Here is an 18,659-nt window from a genome sequence, read left to right as displayed (position 1 = left end):
TCCTAATGTTTAGCCAGATAATATCGTCCATATTACCTTTTCTAGCATCGTAATGAAAAACAAAAATGGCGTATTCGTTACCCATACGCCATTTTTCAATGCGACACAAAGTGAGACCATTCAGCTGAACAAGACCATCATTTACAAAAAGCAGCCTTATTCATATCGCGCATTTTCTAGCCCAAAAGCGCAGGATCACAATACTGATCACAAATAATATCGAGCAACAAACAAGCCCGGCCATTAATGAACCGGTAAAACCAAGTACGATATAACCCACTAAACTAATCAAGGCCGCAATAAGTGCATAAGGCAACTGAGTCACAACATGGTCAATATGATGGCAACTGGCTCCGGTTGATGACAAAATCGTGGTGTCTGAAATAGGCGAACAATGATCACCAAATACAGCACCAGAAAGCACCGCTGCCAGCATAGGTAACATCATTGTGCTATCACTGCCCATCGCCATATCGGCCGCTATCGGTAGCATAATGCCAAAGGTGCCCCAACTCGTTCCGGTTGAAAATGCGGTAATGCCAGCTAATAAAAATAACATTGCTGGTAACAAAGCAAATGGAATGTTGTCAGTAGCCAAACTGGCCATGTACTTACCGGTTTCAAGCTGACCAATTACGCTGGAAATAGTCCAAGCAAATAATAAAATGTAAATTGCAGGTAGCATTGAACGTGCACCAACAGACATTCCTTTGAACAGCATAGACAGCTCAACTTTCTGCTGGAACGCTAACAATATGGTGACAATCAATCCCACTAAAGATCCAAAAAATAGAGAAAAACTGACGTCTGTATTTTCGAATGCGCCTAACACACTAAACACTTGGTCTTTGGCTACTAATGCCTCAGCGCCACTGGAAACCATAAAGTAAACGGTCGCAAACACTAATATGGCGATAGGTAAAAACAACCCAATCACTTTACCGGTGTCAGCTTCCGGTAAATCGGTCACGGCGCCAGGTGGCTTGCCTTTTGATTCATCAAATAAGTTACCTCGAAGTGCATTAAATTCATGCTGGCGCATTGGACCCACATCTAAGCCAAAAATCGCCACACACACTAATAACAGTAACGAGAACAACGCATAAAAGTTCATTGGGATCATTTGAATGAACACACTTAGATGACCAGAATCAGCAAAACCATGCGCCGTTAAAATACCGCCAATGAGCGCAATAATATATGCCCCCCAGCTCGATACAGGAGAAATAACGCAAATAGGAGCTGCAGTAGAGTCAAGAATATAGGCGAGTTTAGCGCGTGAAATATGATATCTGTCTGTAATAGGTCGAGAAATAGAACCCACAACTAAACTGTTGAAGTAATCATCAATAAAGACTACACAACCGAGAAAAATGGTCATTAACTTAGCATCACGCTTATTACGAATGCGCAGTTTAGCCCAATCGGCAAACGCTCGAGCCGATCCACTCACGGTGATCAGCGCAGTGATCATCCCAAGTACAATTAGAAACCCTAGAATATAGACATTCCATGAACTCAGCTCACCGTCTTTCCAGACAAGCTGGCTAGCGGTTTGCACGATATACTCACCCGTTCCAACCAGCGAAAACTGAGTGAGTAATAAGGCACCAAAAATAATACCTAAACCTAAGGATAATAAAACTTTACGGGTTAAAATGGCTAACGCAATTGCCACAAGAGGAGGCAATACAGAAAGAGCCGAATCGGCATAACTTGTCATCATAATAGTTAATTTATGTCTTCGTTGGATACGAATGAAGCAACACTAGAAATAAGACTAAGCATACACAGAAAGCATATGCACAACTTACTAGTAGCACTCCACAGCAATACCCATTTAATATGAATATCATTATTTTTATCTTATCGATAAAAAACACCATGACAGTGCAGTCCCTTTCAAGAACTGCCCCAACAAATGCGCTTGATAGACCCATTTGCTTCGGCATTGCATCCTTTTATGTTGAATTATTGGCATCACCCAATTCAACATGACTTTTATGCAACGCACCTCTACTTTTGTTGTTTGTACTTAAAGCTCATTACAAACAGCGCGGACATACAACCATAAGTAGCCTATGCAATACCAGCAAAAAAACACTTAACGGAAGTGCAAATAACAATAACACCAACTTAAACCACAACCTCATAGCATTAATGTAACGTTTTTACATAAAACACACGCTAGCCTAACGGGCACAGAAATAGCAACGGCATACAAGCGTCGACATTTGAACGGAAACCTCTTTTCAAGATCAGGATAGATCCAAAAGTAATCCAATAAAAAAGGTTTCTACCTTAGTGAGTAGAAACCTTTTAGAATCGATCGACAAGACGCTCAATAACACTTCTACATCAGTAGCCATTGCTGACTAGATCAACTCGCATCTCTCTAATTTAAGCCCGATTATACGAGATTATTCAGTGCTGGTACCGCTTCAAATAAATCGGCAACCAGTCCATAATCAGCCACTTGAAAAATAGGTGCTTCTGGATCTTTATTAATCGCTACAATCACTTTTGAATCTTTCATACCGGCAAGATGTTGAATCGCACCAGAAATACCTACCGCAATATACAAGTCAGGTGCGACAATCTTACCCGTTTGACCCACTTGTAAATCGTTTGGCACAAAACCAGCATCCACAGCCGCACGAGATGCGCCAACAGCCGCGCCTAGTTTATCTGCCAATTGCTCTAATAAAGCAAAGTTCTCACCGTTACCCATGCCACGGCCACCAGACACAATAATGCCTGCATTACCGAGTTCAGGACGGACTGATTCAGTTAACGATTGAGATACAAATTCAGTGCGGGCATCAATTGCTTGGCTTAAGTTTATCGCTTCAGCACTGCCTGTTGAGACCGCAGCATCAAAGGCACTTGAGCGCACAGTCATGACTTTCTTAGCATCCAAGCTCTGTACTGTAGCAAGTGCATTACCAGCATAAATAGGGCGTACAAAAGTGTCACTGCTTACCACTTCAATCACTTCAGAAATCTGAGCAACGTCTAATAATGCTGCCACACGCGGTAAGGTATCTTTACCTACGCTCGAAGCCGCAGCCAAAATGTATTCGTAATCCGCCGCTATTTCAACGACCAGTTTTGAAACATTTTCAGCTAATTGAGCACCATATAATGCCGCATCTGCTACTAAGACTTTACTCACACCCGCTAAACTTTGTGCTGCACTTACCGCGGCAGAACAATCAACACCAGCAACCAATACATGAATATCACCACCAATGGCTGCAGCAGCGCTAACCACTTTAGCCGTATCAGTTTTCAGACTGATATTATCGTGTTCTGCTAATACTAAAATGGTCATATTAGATCACCTTCGCTTCATTTTTTAACTTATCAACTAACTCTTCAACAGAAGACACCATGATGCCTGCTTTACGCTCAACAGGAGGCGTAACGCTTAGTACCGTTTGATGTGTCTTTAAGCTCACACCAAGATCTGCTACCGTCATTATCTCTAATGGCTTACGCTTAGCCTTCATAATATTAGGTAATGAAGCATAACGAGGCTCATTCAAACGTAAGTCAACCGTAACAATCGCAGGTAATGGCATTTTTAAGGTTTGTAACCCACCATCTACCTCACGGATAACCGTAACAATATCACCCTCAACGTTGACTTCTGATGCAAATGTTGCTTGTGGCATATCAGTTAAAGCCGCTAACATTTGTCCAGTTTGATTGTTATCGCCATCAATTGACTGCTTACCAAAAATAATTAATTGCGCTTGCTCTTTTTCTTGCACCGCTTTTAAAAGCTTTGCTATAGACAACGGCACTAGCTCTTCATCGGTTTCAATATGAATCGCTCGGTCTGCACCTAATGCCATTGCTGTTCTTAATTGTTCTTGCACCGCTTTAGAACCAACACTCACTACCACAACTTCAGTAGCAATACCGGCTTCTTTTAAGCGAACAGCCTCTTCTATCGCAATTTCGCAAAATGGGTTTAACGCCATTTTAAGGTTTGTCATATCAACACTTGTGTTGTCAGCTTTTACTCTGACCTTCACATTGGAGTCGACTACGCGTTTAACTGGCACCAATACTTTCATAGGGTTTCCTTCCTACACCTTCAATGCATTTGGACAACACATTGGCGTTTGCCAATGCAAGATGGGTTAACTTTACGTCCTGTTAACGTGAACGTCAATCAAAGTCAAACGCTTGTTTACATATTTTTTGTTGTTATGGTGGCAATCAAACTAAACAAACAGAGTTGAATTAGGGCTTAATGAGAACGCTGAGTTAAATTTTATTTCATAAACAGATAATTTAATTTGATTCAATGCCAAATAGTTTCTATTATTACATCTATATTCAGTATTTATTTAGCTGTATTGGTAATAATTAGACAAATAATCTGATTTATATCTGATTTAGATTAAGAATAACGACTAAATAAACCATCAGTGGCACTGAAACGTTAATAACTTTATATCTTATAACTGTTTATTTTATAAATCAATCATTAGGAAACTACATATCATGAGTGACTTTTACACATATTAACCCACGGTCGCCGTTTTAAAGCTGCAGTAAAAGAATTGTCGCTTGATGATTTGCGTGAAGCCGCTGCAAAATTAGAAAAAATTATTGCCGAACGTCAAGAAGAAGAGAAATTAGAACTCGAAGCTAATGCTGAGCGTAATGCACGTATTGCTGAAATTCTTGCCCAAATTCAAAACAGTGGTTTATCAATTGAAGATTTAGGTGAAGTTACCTCTTCAGCTAAAACGTCGACCAAAAAACGTGCACCACGTCCACCAAAATATCAAATCACCATTGATGACAAATTAATTCAATGGACTGGTCAAGGGCGTATGCCAACCGTATTCAAACAACAAGTTGATAGCGGAAAGAACATGGCTGAATTTTTAATTCCTGGTATGGAATAATTTTTCTGACTTAATGGTTAACAACACAATTACCCCTTAAATTTGAAAAGAGCTTACTTCGGTAAGCTCTTTTTTTATGGCCTTTAATCGCTTTATCATCGCCATCAGACAAGGTAAACTCACCCTTGTTGATCCATTTCCCATTAATAGAAGGTTACGGCTATGACTTTTCCTCTTAAACCTATTTTTATTGTCTCCGGTATCACATTATTATTGAGTGCTTGTGCAAGTGATTACACATTCAAAAGTAATTTAGACAGTAAAAATATCAATGATTACTTTAAAGCCAGTGATGTCCAATTATACGAAGGTAACCAACTACCAAAAGGACCGTTTGCAGTATTAGGCTTAGTTGAAGGTGAAGCCTGTCAAGAAAGCAGTCAAGATGCACCGCCACAAATGGCCGTTGCACGTACTAATGCTAGAAGAGCAGCAGCCGATTTGGGCGCTAATGGATTCGTGGTTAAAAGTTGCTTTATTCTTGCAGAAGCGGACACCAGTTGTTTTAGTCGTGCACTATGCGTAGGTCAAGCCATTAAAACGCCTACAGAAAAATAATAACTCAATATAATATATTGGTAGCCTATAAATGATGAGTGCCCATATAATACTCATCAAGATTTTTTATATTTTATGTCTGATTTCCTTTTTATGTTTAATCCAGGTATTGCATGACACAAGGTAACGATCAACACGGTCAAACAGATCCTATAAATAACAGATCTCGCGTTCCATTTAGCAGCCAATTAAATGCTGTTGCAATATGCCGAACACCTTATAAACAAAAGTTTGGTATTCCGCGTCAGCCCGGCTTAGTCGATGTGGTTGGTTATATTGAATTTGAACCTGCTTTTAATCACATTGATGCCGTCAGAGGGATAGAACAAAACTCGCACTTATGGTTATTATTTTGTTTCCATGAAAATATAGCACAAGGCTGGAAAACGATGGTACGCCCTCCCCGTTTAGGTGGTAATGAAAAATTGGGCGTATTTGCCACACGTTCAACGTTTCGCCCCAATGGTATTGGCCAGTCAGTGGTCAAACTCCATGGCGTGGTTCAACGCAAAGGTAAAGTCTGTTTAATAATATCGGGGATGGATTTATTAGACGGTACTCCCATCATTGATATTAAACCGTATATTCCTTTTTCTGATGCCATTGTCGATGCAAAAAGCGGCATAGCCCAAGATGCTCCCGTACTTATTGCGGTAACTTATACCGCAATAGCGCTGACACAAATAGCTCAATATGCTGCTATAGAACAATACCAAGGCTTAGCCGAATTAATTAACGGGGTATTATCTCAAGACCCGCGACCCGCTTATAAAAAAAATAAAGATGACCCCAAATTATATCAAGTTGCATTGTACGATTTAGATATTTTTTGGCATATCACTTCTCAAGGTATCGAAGTATTAGAGCTTAAACCGACCAAAGTGACATTATTAAAGGATTAAGCCAATGACAGACATTGATTACCAAGCTCAACACAAAAAACGTTTGTCATGGATGCCATGGCTGTATTTTTCGCTTAAAGCAAAACATTTAACATGGGCAAAGCCCTGGCAAGATGACATTCAGCAGCGGTTGCGTCAGCTTGAAACTATTCATATTGGTGAACAATGCTTTATAGCGCCACAAGCTCAGCTTTTTGCCGAACCCGGTAGAGACATCAGCATTGGAGATCAATGCATGATTGCCGCCGATGTGTTTATGCATGGTCCAATTACCCTAGGCAATGAAGTGGCCATTAATCATGGCTGTAGTTTAGATGGCGGCCGCAACGGCATCAAAATTGGCAGCCAAACCCGCATTGCTAATAACGTGACTATTTATGCCTTTAATCATGGCATGTCACCCGAAACACCCGTTTATCAACAACCCGCAACATCAAAAGGTGTCGTGATTGGCCAAGATGTATGGATTGGCGCTCAAGCAGGCATTGTTGACGGTGTGACCATTGGGGATCATGCTGTTATTGGTATGGGCTGCATTGTCACAAAAGATGTTCCACACTTCGCCATTGTTGCTGGTAATCCTGCCCGAGTCATTGGTGATAGGCGTAAAAAATAACCTCCACTTGAAATAGAAGATGAGATAAATCGATAAAACGGATTGACTTCAAGTCTGCAATATCAAACTTTCCATTTGTTTACCAACAAGGCGCATTGATGCGTCAATAGCGTGCCTATGGCATTTTAATGTATAAGAGAATACAAAACAGATAGCAGGACAAAGAGTGGTTTGATAACCGTTTATTATCCGGCGCGGAAGTTAAATAATAATATCCCGCCATTAAAGCACCACAAAGCCTACTTTTGAGTCGAATTAGCAGGTGACATCATTGAAGCAGGTGCTAAAATGATGCTCATTCATAGTAACTATTTTGGACATTGGGAATGCGAGTTAGCAAGTACCTGCTTTCAACACAAAAAGAAACCCCTGCAAATGCAGAGGTGGTTAGTCATCAGTTAATGTTACGTGCCGGTATGATCCGTCGTAATGCTTCAGGTCTCTACACTTGGCTACCGTCAGGTTTACGTGTATTACGTAAAGTTGAAGCTATTGTTCGTGAAGAAATGAACAAAACAGGCGCTATCGAAATATTAATGCCGTTAGTACAACCTGCTGATCTATGGGTTGAAACAGGCCGTTGGGACAAATTTGGTCCTGAGTTATTGCGTTTCCAAGACCGTAATAATCGTGACTTTGTATTGGGACCAACCCATGAAGAAGTGATCACCGATTTAGTCCGTAAAGAGCTAAACTCATACAAACAGCTGCCGTTAACACTATACCAAGTACAAACCAAATTCCGTGATGAAGTACGTCCACGTTTTGGCGTCATGCGCGCGCGCGAATTTTTGATGAAAGATGCCTATTCTTTCCATTTAGATCAACAAACCATGGACAGTACTTACCATGCAATGCATACCGCATACAGCAATATACTGACTCGTATGGGCTTATCGTTCCGCCCTGTACTAGCTGATACGGGCTCTATTGGTGGCAGCATGTCGCATGAATTCCATGTGCTCGCAAGCAGTGGTGAAGATTTAATCGCTTATTCAACGGGCAGCGACTATGCCGCTAACATTGAAAAAGCTGAATCACCTATGCCAACCCAAACACGCGCAGAGCCAACTGAAGCAATGACGTTGGTCGCGACACCTAACGCAAAAACAATTGCCGAATTGGTTGAGCAATTTAATGTCGTCATCACCCAAACAGTTAAAACCTTAATTGTTAAAGGCGCGACTGAAGAAGCACCATTGGTGGCATTAGTTATCCGTGGCGATCATGAACTTAACGAAGTCAAAGCCGACAAACTTGAATTAGTAGCATCGCCATTTGAATTTGCATCAGAAGCTGAAATTCGAGATGCCGTTGGCGCAGGTCCTGGTTCTATAGGACCTGTCGGCTTAACTATGCCGATTATTGTTGATCACAGTGTTACTGTGATGAGCGATTTTGCCGCGGGTGCTAACGCTGAAGATAAGCATTATTTCGGTATCAACTGGGAGCGAGATTTCCCTTTAGCAACCGCTGCTGACATTCGTAATGTGGTTGAAGGTGAACCTACCCCAGATGGCCTTGGTACTTATGCAATGGCTCGTGGTATTGAAGTCGGCCATATTTTCCAGTTAGGAACAAGTTACTCTACATCAATGAATGCCACAGTGTTAGATGAAAACGGTAAAGCACAGGTGTTGTTGATGGGTTGTTATGGTGTCGGCGTGAGCCGTATTGTGGCTGCTGCCATTGAGCAAAACAACGATGATCGCGGCATTATTTGGCCAGAAGCAATTGCACCATTCTCGGTGGGTATTTTACCCATGAATATGCATAAATCCCATCGTGTTGCTGACATCGCTGAAAAACTTTACCAAGACTTAGCGGATGCCGGTATTGAAGTATTAATGGATGATCGTAAAGAACGTCCTGGTGTTATGTTTGCTGATATGGAATTAATCGGCTTACCCCATGTTGTGGTTATTGGCGACCGCAATATCGATGCAGGCGTATTTGAGTACAAAAATCGTCGTACTGGTGAGAAACAAGATATCCCATTTGATGAGATTGTAGCGTTTTTAACCAAGGCAGCTAAAGGTTAACCCTTAATAATTCACAACAATACATTTTAAAAACGCACTTTATGGTGCGTTTTTTTATTGCTTCTAGAAAAACAGATGATACCTTTTTGATCAGTAATATTTAATGTTCAATGCTTACTCATAGACTGCTTACTCGCAATAAGATGAGAAACAGACAATAAATAGCATAGTCGACTTATTGGTAACTGGTGTAAACTCGAAAAAGAATTCATACTAAAAATAAGTACATTTAAAACGTTAAGGATAGATATTGTCAGTATCAACAGCATTAGTTTTAGGTGGCGGTGGGGCAAGAGCTGCGTATCAAATAGGCGTATTGAAAGCGCTAGTGCAGTTTTACCCACGCAACCATAATGTCCCATTTGATATCATTTGCGGGACATCGGCAGGAGCCATTAACGCAACATCTCTGGCAACCCACGCATCTTGCTTTCATTTGGGCATAAAAAAACTGGATTGGGTGTGGCGTCATTTTGAAACCCATAAAGTCTATCGGGCTTCCATCCCCCAAGTGTTAAGACATTTGGGGCGAATGGCAATCAAAGGCTTACAAGACGATAAGGTGAGTACGGACGCAGCAAGCCTACTTGATAATCAACCATTACGTGAATTATTGGATAAACTTATCGATTTTAAAAGAATCGACCGCAACATCAGTAACAATGCACTCAAGGCGATAAGTGTCGACGCCTCGAGTTATAACAATTCACGATCATATAGTTTTTATCAGGGCAATAAACACATTGAAAATTGGCAAAGTGCTAAACGAAGTGGTATTCGCAGCTTATTAAATACTGAGCATTTACTTGCAAGCTCTGCTATCCCGATGGTCTTTCCATCAATTAAACTTAATCAGGCTTATTATTGCGATGGGTCAGTCCATCAACTCTCTCCCTTATCAAGTCCGGTCCACCTTGGTGCCAATAAAATATTTGTTATTAATTTAGAAAGTCCACACAAAAATTTCCCTATCGAGTTTGAACATCATCCTAAAACAGCAACAATAGGAGGACATTTATTAGACACGATTTTTTCGGATACATTAAACAGTGATTTAGAAAGGTTACAGAAAGGAAATCAAACGTTGTCATTCATGTCGAAAGAAGGACGTGACTCATTAAATCTTCGCCATATAGAGACATTGGTCATAAAGCCCAGTCAAGATCTCAGCCGAATTGCGGATCGATTTTATGATGATATGCCATTTGCAATCAAAACCTTATTGAAGTTTTTTGGCATTAATCGACAGTCAGATTCAAGTATCGTCTCATATCTATTATTCGAAAAAAGCTATACCACAACCTTGATTGATTTGGGTTATCAAGATGCAATGGATAGAATAGATGAGATAAAACAATTTTTTGATATCCCGACTAAAGTTTAACCATTAAGGCGCAAAATCTATGCGTTAGCTATATTTTAACGCTTGGATCGATTGATGATAAAATCACGAGTACACTCTGGTCACCTATTATCAAGTAATCCTCATGATACTGGTTTAACTTGAGTTAAATAGCCATTTAAAAATAATCTATTAAAAACAACAATTTAAAAACAACCATTTAAAATAGTATCACCTACTCTAGAAAATCCTTTTGTAGATTTTTTATCATTGAATGTAGACACATAACACCAAAACTGCCGAGGATCATATGCACGACAATTTTGTATCTAAAGGGGGCTTAGATGAAAAATTTATGCTTAGTACTCGGATGGGTAATCTTAGGCTGCAGCCAACCAACTAGACAATCTCACGATTGATATAGCAACAAGCTGCAAAGCAACCTTGCAATGGCAGGTGTTTATCGTGGCATGTTCCCTTGCCCAAACTCGAACTTACATGCACCATCCACACCATAGGTTTAGATAGCGATCCTCATCCCTATCGAGGTAAAGGCACCTTCAAATAGGATCAAACGAGTAATATTATCATTTAGATCGCGAGCATATTTATCGAGTCTATTCAGATCACTTCTATTTATTAGATGTGAAATTTCAGCGAATTAAAGGCCCTGATGCAGAGCGATATAGCCTTGATATAATTGAAGGCTTAGGTAAATAACACCCATAACAAATCTGCTTAATTGATTTTAGCTGTGCTAAAATTCATTTATGAGTCACTTAAAGAAAGATTGATGAGAAAAGGTATTTTATTAGCTGGAGGTTCAGGCACTCGACTATTTCCTATCACCCAAGTTGTCTGTAAACAGTTATTACCCGTTTACGATAAACCTATGGTTTATTATCCGCTATGCACATTGATGCAGGCTGGTATTACAGAGATTTTGCTTATTTGCACGCCTACCGATCTGCCTCTTTTTAAATCACTGCTGCACAATGGCCATCAATGGGGTATTAACATTGAATTTGCAACACAAGCAAAGCCTGAAGGACTCGCACAAGCACTCATTATTGCTGAACCTTTTTTGAATGGTAGTCCTTGTGCAATGATTTTAGGGGATAATTTATTTTATGGCCATCAATTACAACACACTCTACAATCAACTAATAAAATATCATCTGCCACCGTCTTTGGTTATCACGTTGCTAATCCACAAGCTTATGGTGTTATTGAGTTTGATAAACATAATCAAGTACTTTCTATTACAGAAAAGCCCGCTAAACCCAAATCAAATTTTGCCATGCCAGGGCTGTATTTTTTCGACAACAAGGCAAGCTATTACGCTAAGCAAGTCTTCCCCTCTGAAAGAGGAGAACTCGAAATAGTGGATGTGATAAATCAATATCTTGATAATAATAATCTTCAAGTCAATATCTTAGGCCGAGGAACCGCTTGGCTAGACACTGGTACACCCGATGCCATGGCAGAAGCGACACAATACATAGCTGCAATAGAAAAACGCCAAGGTTTAAAAGTGTCCTGCCCTGAGGAAATAGCCTATTCGATGGGATTAATTGATCAATTACAACTCAAAAAACTGGCTAAGCCACTGTTAAAAAGTGGTTATGGTGAATACTTACTGTCTCTATTAAATAAGAATTTTCCAGATGAAATGGATTAACACTCAACTCAAAGACGTGATGATTTTTAGCCCACGTAAGTTCATTGATGAGCGTGGATTCTTTATGGAAACGTTACGCCAAAATACCTTTAGTGACGCGTTTACCCAAAACAACTTAGATGTTCCTCAACTAGTCCAAGAAAATCAATCGCGTTCTATTAATAATGTCTTACGTGGACTTCACTTCCAGCAACACTTCCCTCAAGGTAAATTAATCCGGGTAGCAAGAGGAAGCATCTTTGACGTTGCTGTCGATATTCGTCAAGGGTCTACAACCTATGGTAAGTGGATAGGCCAAGAAATCTCAGACGAAAATGGCTATCAAATGTGGATCCCTGCGGGATTTGCTCATGGCTTTTACGTATTGTCTGACATCGCTGATGTTATTTATAAATGTTCACAATATTATCGACCAGATGATGATCAAACCATCGCATGGAATGATCCCGTGCTCAATATTCAATGGCCATTAAAACAGCACCTTGCTCCTCTCGTCTCAGACAAAGATAACCCGATGCTAAACCCTAAGGTTATCTCATTTGGCCTAAAACAATGACACACAGAAACGAACAAGCACTCGCAATACTGATTACTGGTGGTTGTGGATTTATTGGATCGGCACTAATCAGATTTATCATTAATTTTACCCATCACAGTGTCATTAATATCGATAAGCTGACATATGCAGCGGATCCCAGCAGCCTTAAAATGCTAAACCAAAGTCAACGATACCATTTCATCGAAGGCGATATCTGTGATGCTCAATTATTAACCCAAGTATTTAATCGGTTTCAACCCGACGCCGTCATGCATTTAGCGGCAGAGACTCATGTTGATCGATCCATTTCAGGTCCTGCAGAATTTATTCAGACTAATATAGTCGGTACTTATCAACTTTTAGAAGCCAGCAGACAATTTTATAATGGTTTATTGAGCGCTAAGGCTGCACGATTTCGCTTCCATCATATTTCGACTGATGAGGTATTTGGTGACTTACCCGGCACAGGCTTTTTCAATGAGCAAAGTGCTTATGCACCCAGCTCACCTTACTCAGCAAGTAAAGCATCAAGCGATCATCTAGTCAAAGCCTGGTATCGAACCTATGGTTTACCCATTTTAATCAGTTATTGTTCTAATAATTATGGCCCATACCAACATCCAGAAAAACTGATCCCATTGACCATTACCCGCGCTATAGCGGGTGAGCAAATTCCTATCTATGGTAATGGTCTACAAATTCGAGACTGGCTTTATGTCGATGATCATGTTGAAGCTTTACTGACAATATTAACCTTAGGCAACGTGGGTGAAACCTATACGGTAGGCGGCAATAATGAGCAAACTAATATTGAGGTAGTGAGGTCGATTTGCGCACACCTTAGCCAATTACTCCCGGATCATCGCCTTGCTAGTGGCAATGGCTTTACCTCACTCATTGAGCATATTGAAGATAGACCCGGACATGATCGTCGCTATGCCATTGATGCCAGTAAATTGGCCACAACATTGAATTGGACACCTAAACATACCTTCTTTAATGGCTTATACCGCACTGTCCAATGGTATTTGGCTCACGTTCAATGAAAATATTAACCTTTGGTCAAACAGGTCAACTAGCCCGAGCCTTAAAACGTACTCAGCCTAATACGCTGGAACTGATCCAGCTCAGCCACCAACAAGTTGATATTACTCAGCCACAACGTATTGACGAAGCATTGGCTTATTATCGACCCAATATCATCATTAACTGCGCAGCCTATACCAACGTCGAAAAAGCCGAAATTAACCCTGAGTCCGCGATAAAAACCAATGCATTAGCCGTTGAGTATATCGCTAAAGCGGCTAGTGCTTATGGGATTAAACTGATCCAATTGTCAACAGATTATGTATTCGATGGCGGCTCATCGACACCTTATTTGGTGACACAAAAACCAGCGGCTATTAATACTTATGGGCAATCAAAATTACTCGCAGAAGCAACACTACTGAGCTACCAATCTGATCTATTTTGCATTGTACGTACCTCTTGGCTTTACCATCATACTGGCAATAATTTTCTGACCACTATGCTGAAGTTAATGTCACAGACGCATAATCAGGCAGCCATAGGCTCAAGTAAAGAAAACCCGATTAATATTGTTAATGACCAAACCGGCAGCCCGACAATGGTTGATGATCTTGCGCGTTTTTTGTGGAAACTGTGTTTACAAAAACAATGGTCAGCTATTTACCATTGGAGTGATGCTGGCATATGCACTTGGTATGAGTTTGCACAAGCGATAAAAACACAAGCGATAGGGTTAGGCTTATTACGTCAACCGATTTATTTACAGCCTATAACATCAGAACAATATGCTTCAATCGTCAATAGGCCAGTATTTAGTGCGCTAGATAGCGATTTATCACACACCATTGCCACACAAAACCCCTGGCAACAACAATTATCCCTATGCCTAAATGAACTCAAACACAGCAAAGAATGTTTATTTGTCGCCAAAAATTGAATTGTCATTTCTACGTGCAATAATTTTTACCATCAAGGATTAAATATTTCGCTTTAGCTTATTATTAACTTTAGGTAAAAAAGGGGTTGTACCAAAAAAGGTACAGTTATCTGGAATGTTAAAAATGTCACACTCATTTGAATTTGATGAAGACGATGCGCCATGGGGCGATAACATCGAGGGAAAGGGAAAACCAAAATCGAAAAAAGTAAAACAACGCCGCCGAGATACCAAGCGAGGCTACTTTGACGATAATCCAGAAATGGAGTTAGCGCCTCCTAAGTGGAAATAATTTAACCGCATTGTCTCATCGAGTTTAAAAAGCAAGTTACCTGTAACTTGCTTTTTTATTATCAAAAAATGACCTTGAGAGACTCAAGAGCATTTAAATGACCTCAACTTGGAATAAGATATAGGCTAAACCGATAGCAATAAGTCTCTTTCAAGTCAGGCTATATTAAAAGTGTCATTTGTTTTACCCGCAAGGCGAATTGAAGCTAAATAACAGCATACGTGATAATCGTCGAGGCGCTGGACAACGTTAACCAAAGGCTAGCCCAATGTTGACTCAGTGCATTTTGATGTAAGCAATACCGCACCTTTACAGATACAATATGGTGGCCAATCCCAAGAAGGTAAAAAAACCTACCACGTCGGTGACAGTGGTGAGAATGACCGATCCTGATAATGCCGCATCTTGATTAAAACGTTGTAAGATCATTGGCACCATAACACCCGCAATAGCCGCAACCGCCATATTAATTAAGATGGCACAACCAATTACAATGCCCATTATCGTATCGTTAAACCACCACCCGGCAACAATACCAATGACAATCGACCACAACATGCCGTTAAGTGCACCGATCCCGAGTTCGTTTTTCATCAACGACATCACGTTACCGGCAGAAATCTGCCCCATTGCCATACCGCGGATCATCAGTGTTAACGATTGGCTACCTGCAATACCGCCCATTGAAGCCACAATAGGCATCAATACCGCTAATGCCACCACTTGCGACAACACATTTTCAAATAATCCAATGGTCGCAGAAGCTAAAAAAGCAGTGAGTAAGTTAATCCCTAACCACACTGCACGACGTTTTGCTCCCACCATAATAGGAGCAAACAAATCGTCGTGTTCATCCATACCTGCGGTTGCCATTAATTGTGCTTCGTAATGCTCACGCACTAGGGCTGTAGCCGTTCTCAGTGTCATTCGGCCAATCAATATACCGTCATCATCGACAACCGGTAATTCAAGCTCACGACTATGCTCAATGGCTTCGGCCGCTTCGATCAAAGATGAGTCGGCAGAGATAACCCGGCTGTCTTCCCATATTAATACCTGTAATTGGGTATCAAGATCGGTCGTTTTAAAAACATCATAACGACGCACTGTCCCTAGATATTTATCGTTATTATCCACCAAAAAAAGGTGGTCATTACAATCTAAATCAATTCGACGAAAAAAACGTTGCCCTTGCGCGACCGTAGACGTAAGACTTAACGCCAACATTTGGTGATCAGCATAACGACCGATTTCATTATCAGAATATTGATCATACAGTTCGAAGTGCTTGCGCTGACGTTCCCCCATCTGTGCTAATGCACGATCGGTAATATTGTCTGGTAACGTATCACTCCACTCGATAAGATCTTCGGGACTTAATTGCGAAAAGAGTAGGTCTAACTCCTCGTCTGGCATTTTTTTCACTATGCCTAAACGAGGATCTGCACGCATTAAGTTTAAAACGTCAACACGCTCTTCTACATCAACTTGCTGCCAACGATCATAACGCTCATCCAGCGGTAACGATTCTAAAAGTAAAGCAATTGTACCTGGTTCAGCTTCAGTCAAAATCTCACTGAACATTTCGGCCTGCTCATCACCCTCGGCTTCCGTTAATAAATGTACCACGTGACTGACATCAGCTTGTGGCTGCGAATTGGAGTCGATTTCATCTTCAGAGTTAAGTTCGTTCTTCAATTCATTCATAAGCCCGTCCTTAATCCTTGATAGTAAATTATGCGCAAACTATATTGAAATTAGTATTTATAAGCAAATAGATAAATTAAGTTGTGCGCAACTAAATTGCCAGCCAACCATATTTATATTATAGTTTACTTTTCATATAAAGGAGCTTCACATGACCGCTGCAATTTACCCTATTATCGTAAAAGACATTCAAGGCAAAGACGTTGTTATGGAGCACTTTAAAGATAAAGTTATGCTCATTGTTAACACGGCAAGTAAATGCGGATTTACACCGCAATACAAAGGTCTTGAAGCCTTATATCAACAATATAAAGATCGTGGTTTAGTTATTTTGGGGTTTCCTTGTAATCAATTCGGTAAGCAAGAGCAAGGTAATGAAGACGAGATCAGCCAATTTTGTGAACTCAACTTTGGGGTTACGTTTCCGCTATTCAGTAAAATTGATGTTAATGGTGCTAATAGTCACCCCTTGTACCAACACCTTAAAAAGTCTGCCAAAGGCCTTTTGGCTAGTGAGTCTATCAAATGGAACTTCACTAAGTTCTTAGTCGATAAACAAGGAAATGTTATTGAACGTTATTCGCCAACCACTAAGCCAGAAGACCTTAACGCTATTATTGAAAAGCTGCTAAGTTAGCCGAGGCTTTTACCTGTAATCGAATACCGTTAATCCATAATGTATGCGAGTTTGCTTTGGGCGATTGATGTCATGTTAATCGCCTTACTTTACTTCTTGGGGCATAGGCGGACGCTCCATGACCATGTTAAGTCAATAACATTTCCATTTAACGATATGCCCGAATTGAACATGCTCAAATTAAATACGCTCAAACCACAAAAAACACATTACAAAACACATCAAAACACATCAAAACACATCAAAACACATCAAAACTTAAGTTTATGATAAATATGCAATATAAAATAAACATCATTATTTGGCTAAAAAAATACATTTATATTGAACTTTTAAACCACCACGTACTCAAACTTAGTAACAGTGATATTCACTTTTGTTCATCATCTCCCTGGGACTTCTAGCGCGGTCCCCTTGATCGCTAAGTCGATCGATAGGCAATTATTTGATTGCCTTTTTTTATGTCTATAGATTTGATCGCATATTTACCATTTATTGAACTTTCTAGAGGCGTTGTGCCACTATTTGTGTCTTACTTATAATAACTTACCTCAACAGGGGCTCATAACCCGTTATCAAACAGCGCTTTTCCCCGCGGTCGAAGTTGTATCGACTTGCAATAGATCTTGTTAACAAAAGACATGGAAAGTTTAATATTACAGACTTGAAATAGACCCTTTTTTAACAAGTTATCCGATCGCCTTTCAGAATTGAGATTAAGTAGGACTTGTTAAGTGTCATCACGACACACTAACAATCGATAACTAAGTAGAAAACATACTGTACATCTCGATTAACACCCGTGTATATCGAACCACTTTCGACCATCAAAGATGAACAAATCCTCACAATTAATGACGTTTAAATTTAGTACATCATTTAATGAACTTTTCCAAATAGCCCTAGTCATAGTATATGTAGCAAGTAAGAACACGAACTCACTAAACGTCTTCCTCCAACGGTTTAGTGTGTATTCAAAGCTCTTATTTACTTGCCACTACAGTTTATGTTTATTGTTCATCATCATCCCTATTTGGGGAGTGTTAACACGCTAGCGCACCGTTATTCACAACCCACAAAGAACGACTTAGGCAACCACATTGGTTGCCCTTTTTTTAGGCTCATTTTGTGAATTCTCTTTACGTATTGGTATAAACCAAGCCAAAAGTCATCATCGACGGCTACCATAACCAACCGCAGGCCCCATTTGCACTCGGGAAAAACCAACAGGTTGAATGTAGACATTATGATCTTAGTATAACGATTAACAACGTATTGTTATTAATAATTATTTAATAAGATTAATGCGTATTCCATAAGACTCGTGATTATTTTTAGCTCAATATATTTTAGCTTGATAAAATTTATTCAAAAAAATCATTTTATGGGTGAACTTTCCTGATAACGCCCAGTCTGATTAATTGTATGAGTAAGTATGTAAGGAATAAAA

At 40.0% G+C, this 18,659-nt stretch carries 16 protein-coding genes and 1 riboswitch; of the genes, 12 read left to right on the top strand and 4 right to left on the bottom strand.

Annotated features, from left to right (window positions below):
• Positions 1 to 160: 160 nt before the first annotated feature.
• The 3 genes from CXF80_RS00085 to CXF80_RS00075 form a co-directional block, all read right to left on the bottom strand.
• Positions 161 to 1,726 (bottom strand): Na+/H+ antiporter NhaC family protein, encoded by a 1,566-nt coding sequence (locus CXF80_RS00085; protein WP_101030176.1) that lies wholly within the window; start codon positions 1,724 to 1,726, stop codon positions 161 to 163.
• Between the two features lie 83 nt (positions 1,727 to 1,809).
• Positions 1,810 to 2,027, bottom strand: a riboswitch (Lysine riboswitch).
• 383 nt (positions 2,028 to 2,410) lie between these two features.
• Complete coding sequence (locus tag CXF80_RS00080; RefSeq protein ID WP_101030175.1) at positions 2,411 to 3,334, bottom strand: electron transfer flavoprotein subunit alpha/FixB family protein; 924 nt, start codon at positions 3,332 to 3,334, stop codon at positions 2,411 to 2,413.
• Between the two features lies 1 nt (position 3,335).
• The gene (locus CXF80_RS00075; protein WP_101030174.1) at positions 3,336 to 4,085 is read right to left on the bottom strand and encodes an electron transfer flavoprotein subunit beta/FixA family protein; all 750 of its coding nucleotides are present in this window, start codon (positions 4,083 to 4,085) and stop codon (positions 3,336 to 3,338) included.
• A gap of 450 nt (positions 4,086 to 4,535) precedes the next feature.
• On the opposite strand from CXF80_RS00075, the gene CXF80_RS00070 reads away from it, so the two are divergent.
• The 11 genes from CXF80_RS00070 (at position 4,536) to CXF80_RS00020 (ending at position 14,865) form a co-directional block, all read left to right on the top strand.
• Positions 4,536 to 4,928 carry an H-NS histone family protein gene (locus tag CXF80_RS00070; protein WP_101030173.1) on the top strand — a complete coding sequence of 131 codons (393 nt, stop codon included), beginning with the start codon at positions 4,536 to 4,538 and terminating at the stop codon, positions 4,926 to 4,928.
• Between the two features lie 162 nt (positions 4,929 to 5,090).
• Complete coding sequence (gene rcsF, locus CXF80_RS00065) at positions 5,091 to 5,486, top strand: Rcs stress response system protein RcsF (RefSeq protein ID WP_101030172.1); 396 nt, start codon at positions 5,091 to 5,093, stop codon at positions 5,484 to 5,486.
• A 113-nt stretch (positions 5,487 to 5,599) separates the two neighbouring features.
• On the top strand, positions 5,600 to 6,388 hold the full coding sequence (tsaA, locus tag CXF80_RS00060) for a tRNA (N6-threonylcarbamoyladenosine(37)-N6)-methyltransferase TrmO (protein WP_101030171.1): 789 nt from the start codon (positions 5,600 to 5,602) through the stop codon (positions 6,386 to 6,388).
• A 4-nt stretch (positions 6,389 to 6,392) separates the two neighbouring features.
• Positions 6,393 to 7,004, top strand: coding sequence for an acyltransferase (locus CXF80_RS00055; protein WP_101030170.1), 612 nt, complete (start codon positions 6,393 to 6,395; stop codon positions 7,002 to 7,004).
• A 326-nt stretch (positions 7,005 to 7,330) separates the two neighbouring features.
• Positions 7,331 to 9,046: a proline--tRNA ligase gene (locus tag CXF80_RS00050; protein WP_101030169.1), complete on the top strand. Its 1,716-nt coding sequence runs from the start codon at positions 7,331 to 7,333 to the stop codon at positions 9,044 to 9,046.
• A gap of 250 nt (positions 9,047 to 9,296) precedes the next feature.
• Positions 9,297 to 10,430, top strand: coding sequence for a patatin-like phospholipase family protein (locus CXF80_RS00045; RefSeq protein ID WP_101030168.1), 1,134 nt, complete (start codon positions 9,297 to 9,299; stop codon positions 10,428 to 10,430).
• 751 nt (positions 10,431 to 11,181) lie between these two features.
• Positions 11,182 to 12,069, top strand: coding sequence for a glucose-1-phosphate thymidylyltransferase RfbA (gene rfbA / locus CXF80_RS00040; protein ID WP_101030167.1), 888 nt, complete (start codon positions 11,182 to 11,184; stop codon positions 12,067 to 12,069).
• On the top strand, positions 12,056 to 12,625 hold the full coding sequence (rfbC, locus tag CXF80_RS00035) for a dTDP-4-dehydrorhamnose 3,5-epimerase (protein WP_101030166.1): 570 nt from the start codon (positions 12,056 to 12,058) through the stop codon (positions 12,623 to 12,625). Before rfbA ends, rfbC begins: the two co-directional genes overlap by 14 nt.
• Positions 12,622 to 13,653 carry a dTDP-glucose 4,6-dehydratase gene (gene rfbB, locus CXF80_RS00030; protein WP_101030165.1) on the top strand — a complete coding sequence of 344 codons (1,032 nt, stop codon included), beginning with the start codon at positions 12,622 to 12,624 and terminating at the stop codon, positions 13,651 to 13,653. The genes rfbC and rfbB overlap by 4 nt, the downstream gene beginning before the upstream one ends.
• Positions 13,650 to 14,573, top strand: a complete 924-nt coding sequence (gene rfbD, locus CXF80_RS00025) for a dTDP-4-dehydrorhamnose reductase (RefSeq protein WP_157822156.1) — start codon at positions 13,650 to 13,652, stop codon at positions 14,571 to 14,573. Before rfbB ends, rfbD begins: the two co-directional genes overlap by 4 nt.
• Positions 14,574 to 14,697: 124 nt before the next feature.
• Positions 14,698 to 14,865, top strand: a complete 168-nt coding sequence (locus CXF80_RS00020) for a small highly charged protein (RefSeq protein ID WP_101034621.1) — start codon at positions 14,698 to 14,700, stop codon at positions 14,863 to 14,865.
• Between the two features lie 309 nt (positions 14,866 to 15,174).
• Here CXF80_RS00020 and CXF80_RS00015 read toward each other — a convergent pair whose 3' ends face one another.
• Positions 15,175 to 16,572, bottom strand: coding sequence for a magnesium transporter (locus CXF80_RS00015; protein ID WP_101030163.1), 1,398 nt, complete (start codon positions 16,570 to 16,572; stop codon positions 15,175 to 15,177).
• Between the two features lie 151 nt (positions 16,573 to 16,723).
• Here CXF80_RS00015 and CXF80_RS00010 point away from each other — a divergent pair, with 151 nt between their 5' ends.
• Positions 16,724 to 17,209 (top strand): glutathione peroxidase, encoded by a 486-nt coding sequence (locus CXF80_RS00010; RefSeq protein WP_101030162.1) that lies wholly within the window; start codon positions 16,724 to 16,726, stop codon positions 17,207 to 17,209.
• Positions 17,210 to 18,659: the final 1,450 nt, after the last annotated feature.

The organism is Shewanella sp. Actino-trap-3, from assembly GCF_002836275.1.
Taxonomy (GTDB): domain Bacteria; phylum Pseudomonadota; class Gammaproteobacteria; order Enterobacterales; family Shewanellaceae; genus Shewanella; species Shewanella psychromarinicola.
The sequence above is the reverse complement of the archived record's forward strand: the minus strand, read 5'-3'. Positions and strand labels throughout refer to the sequence as shown.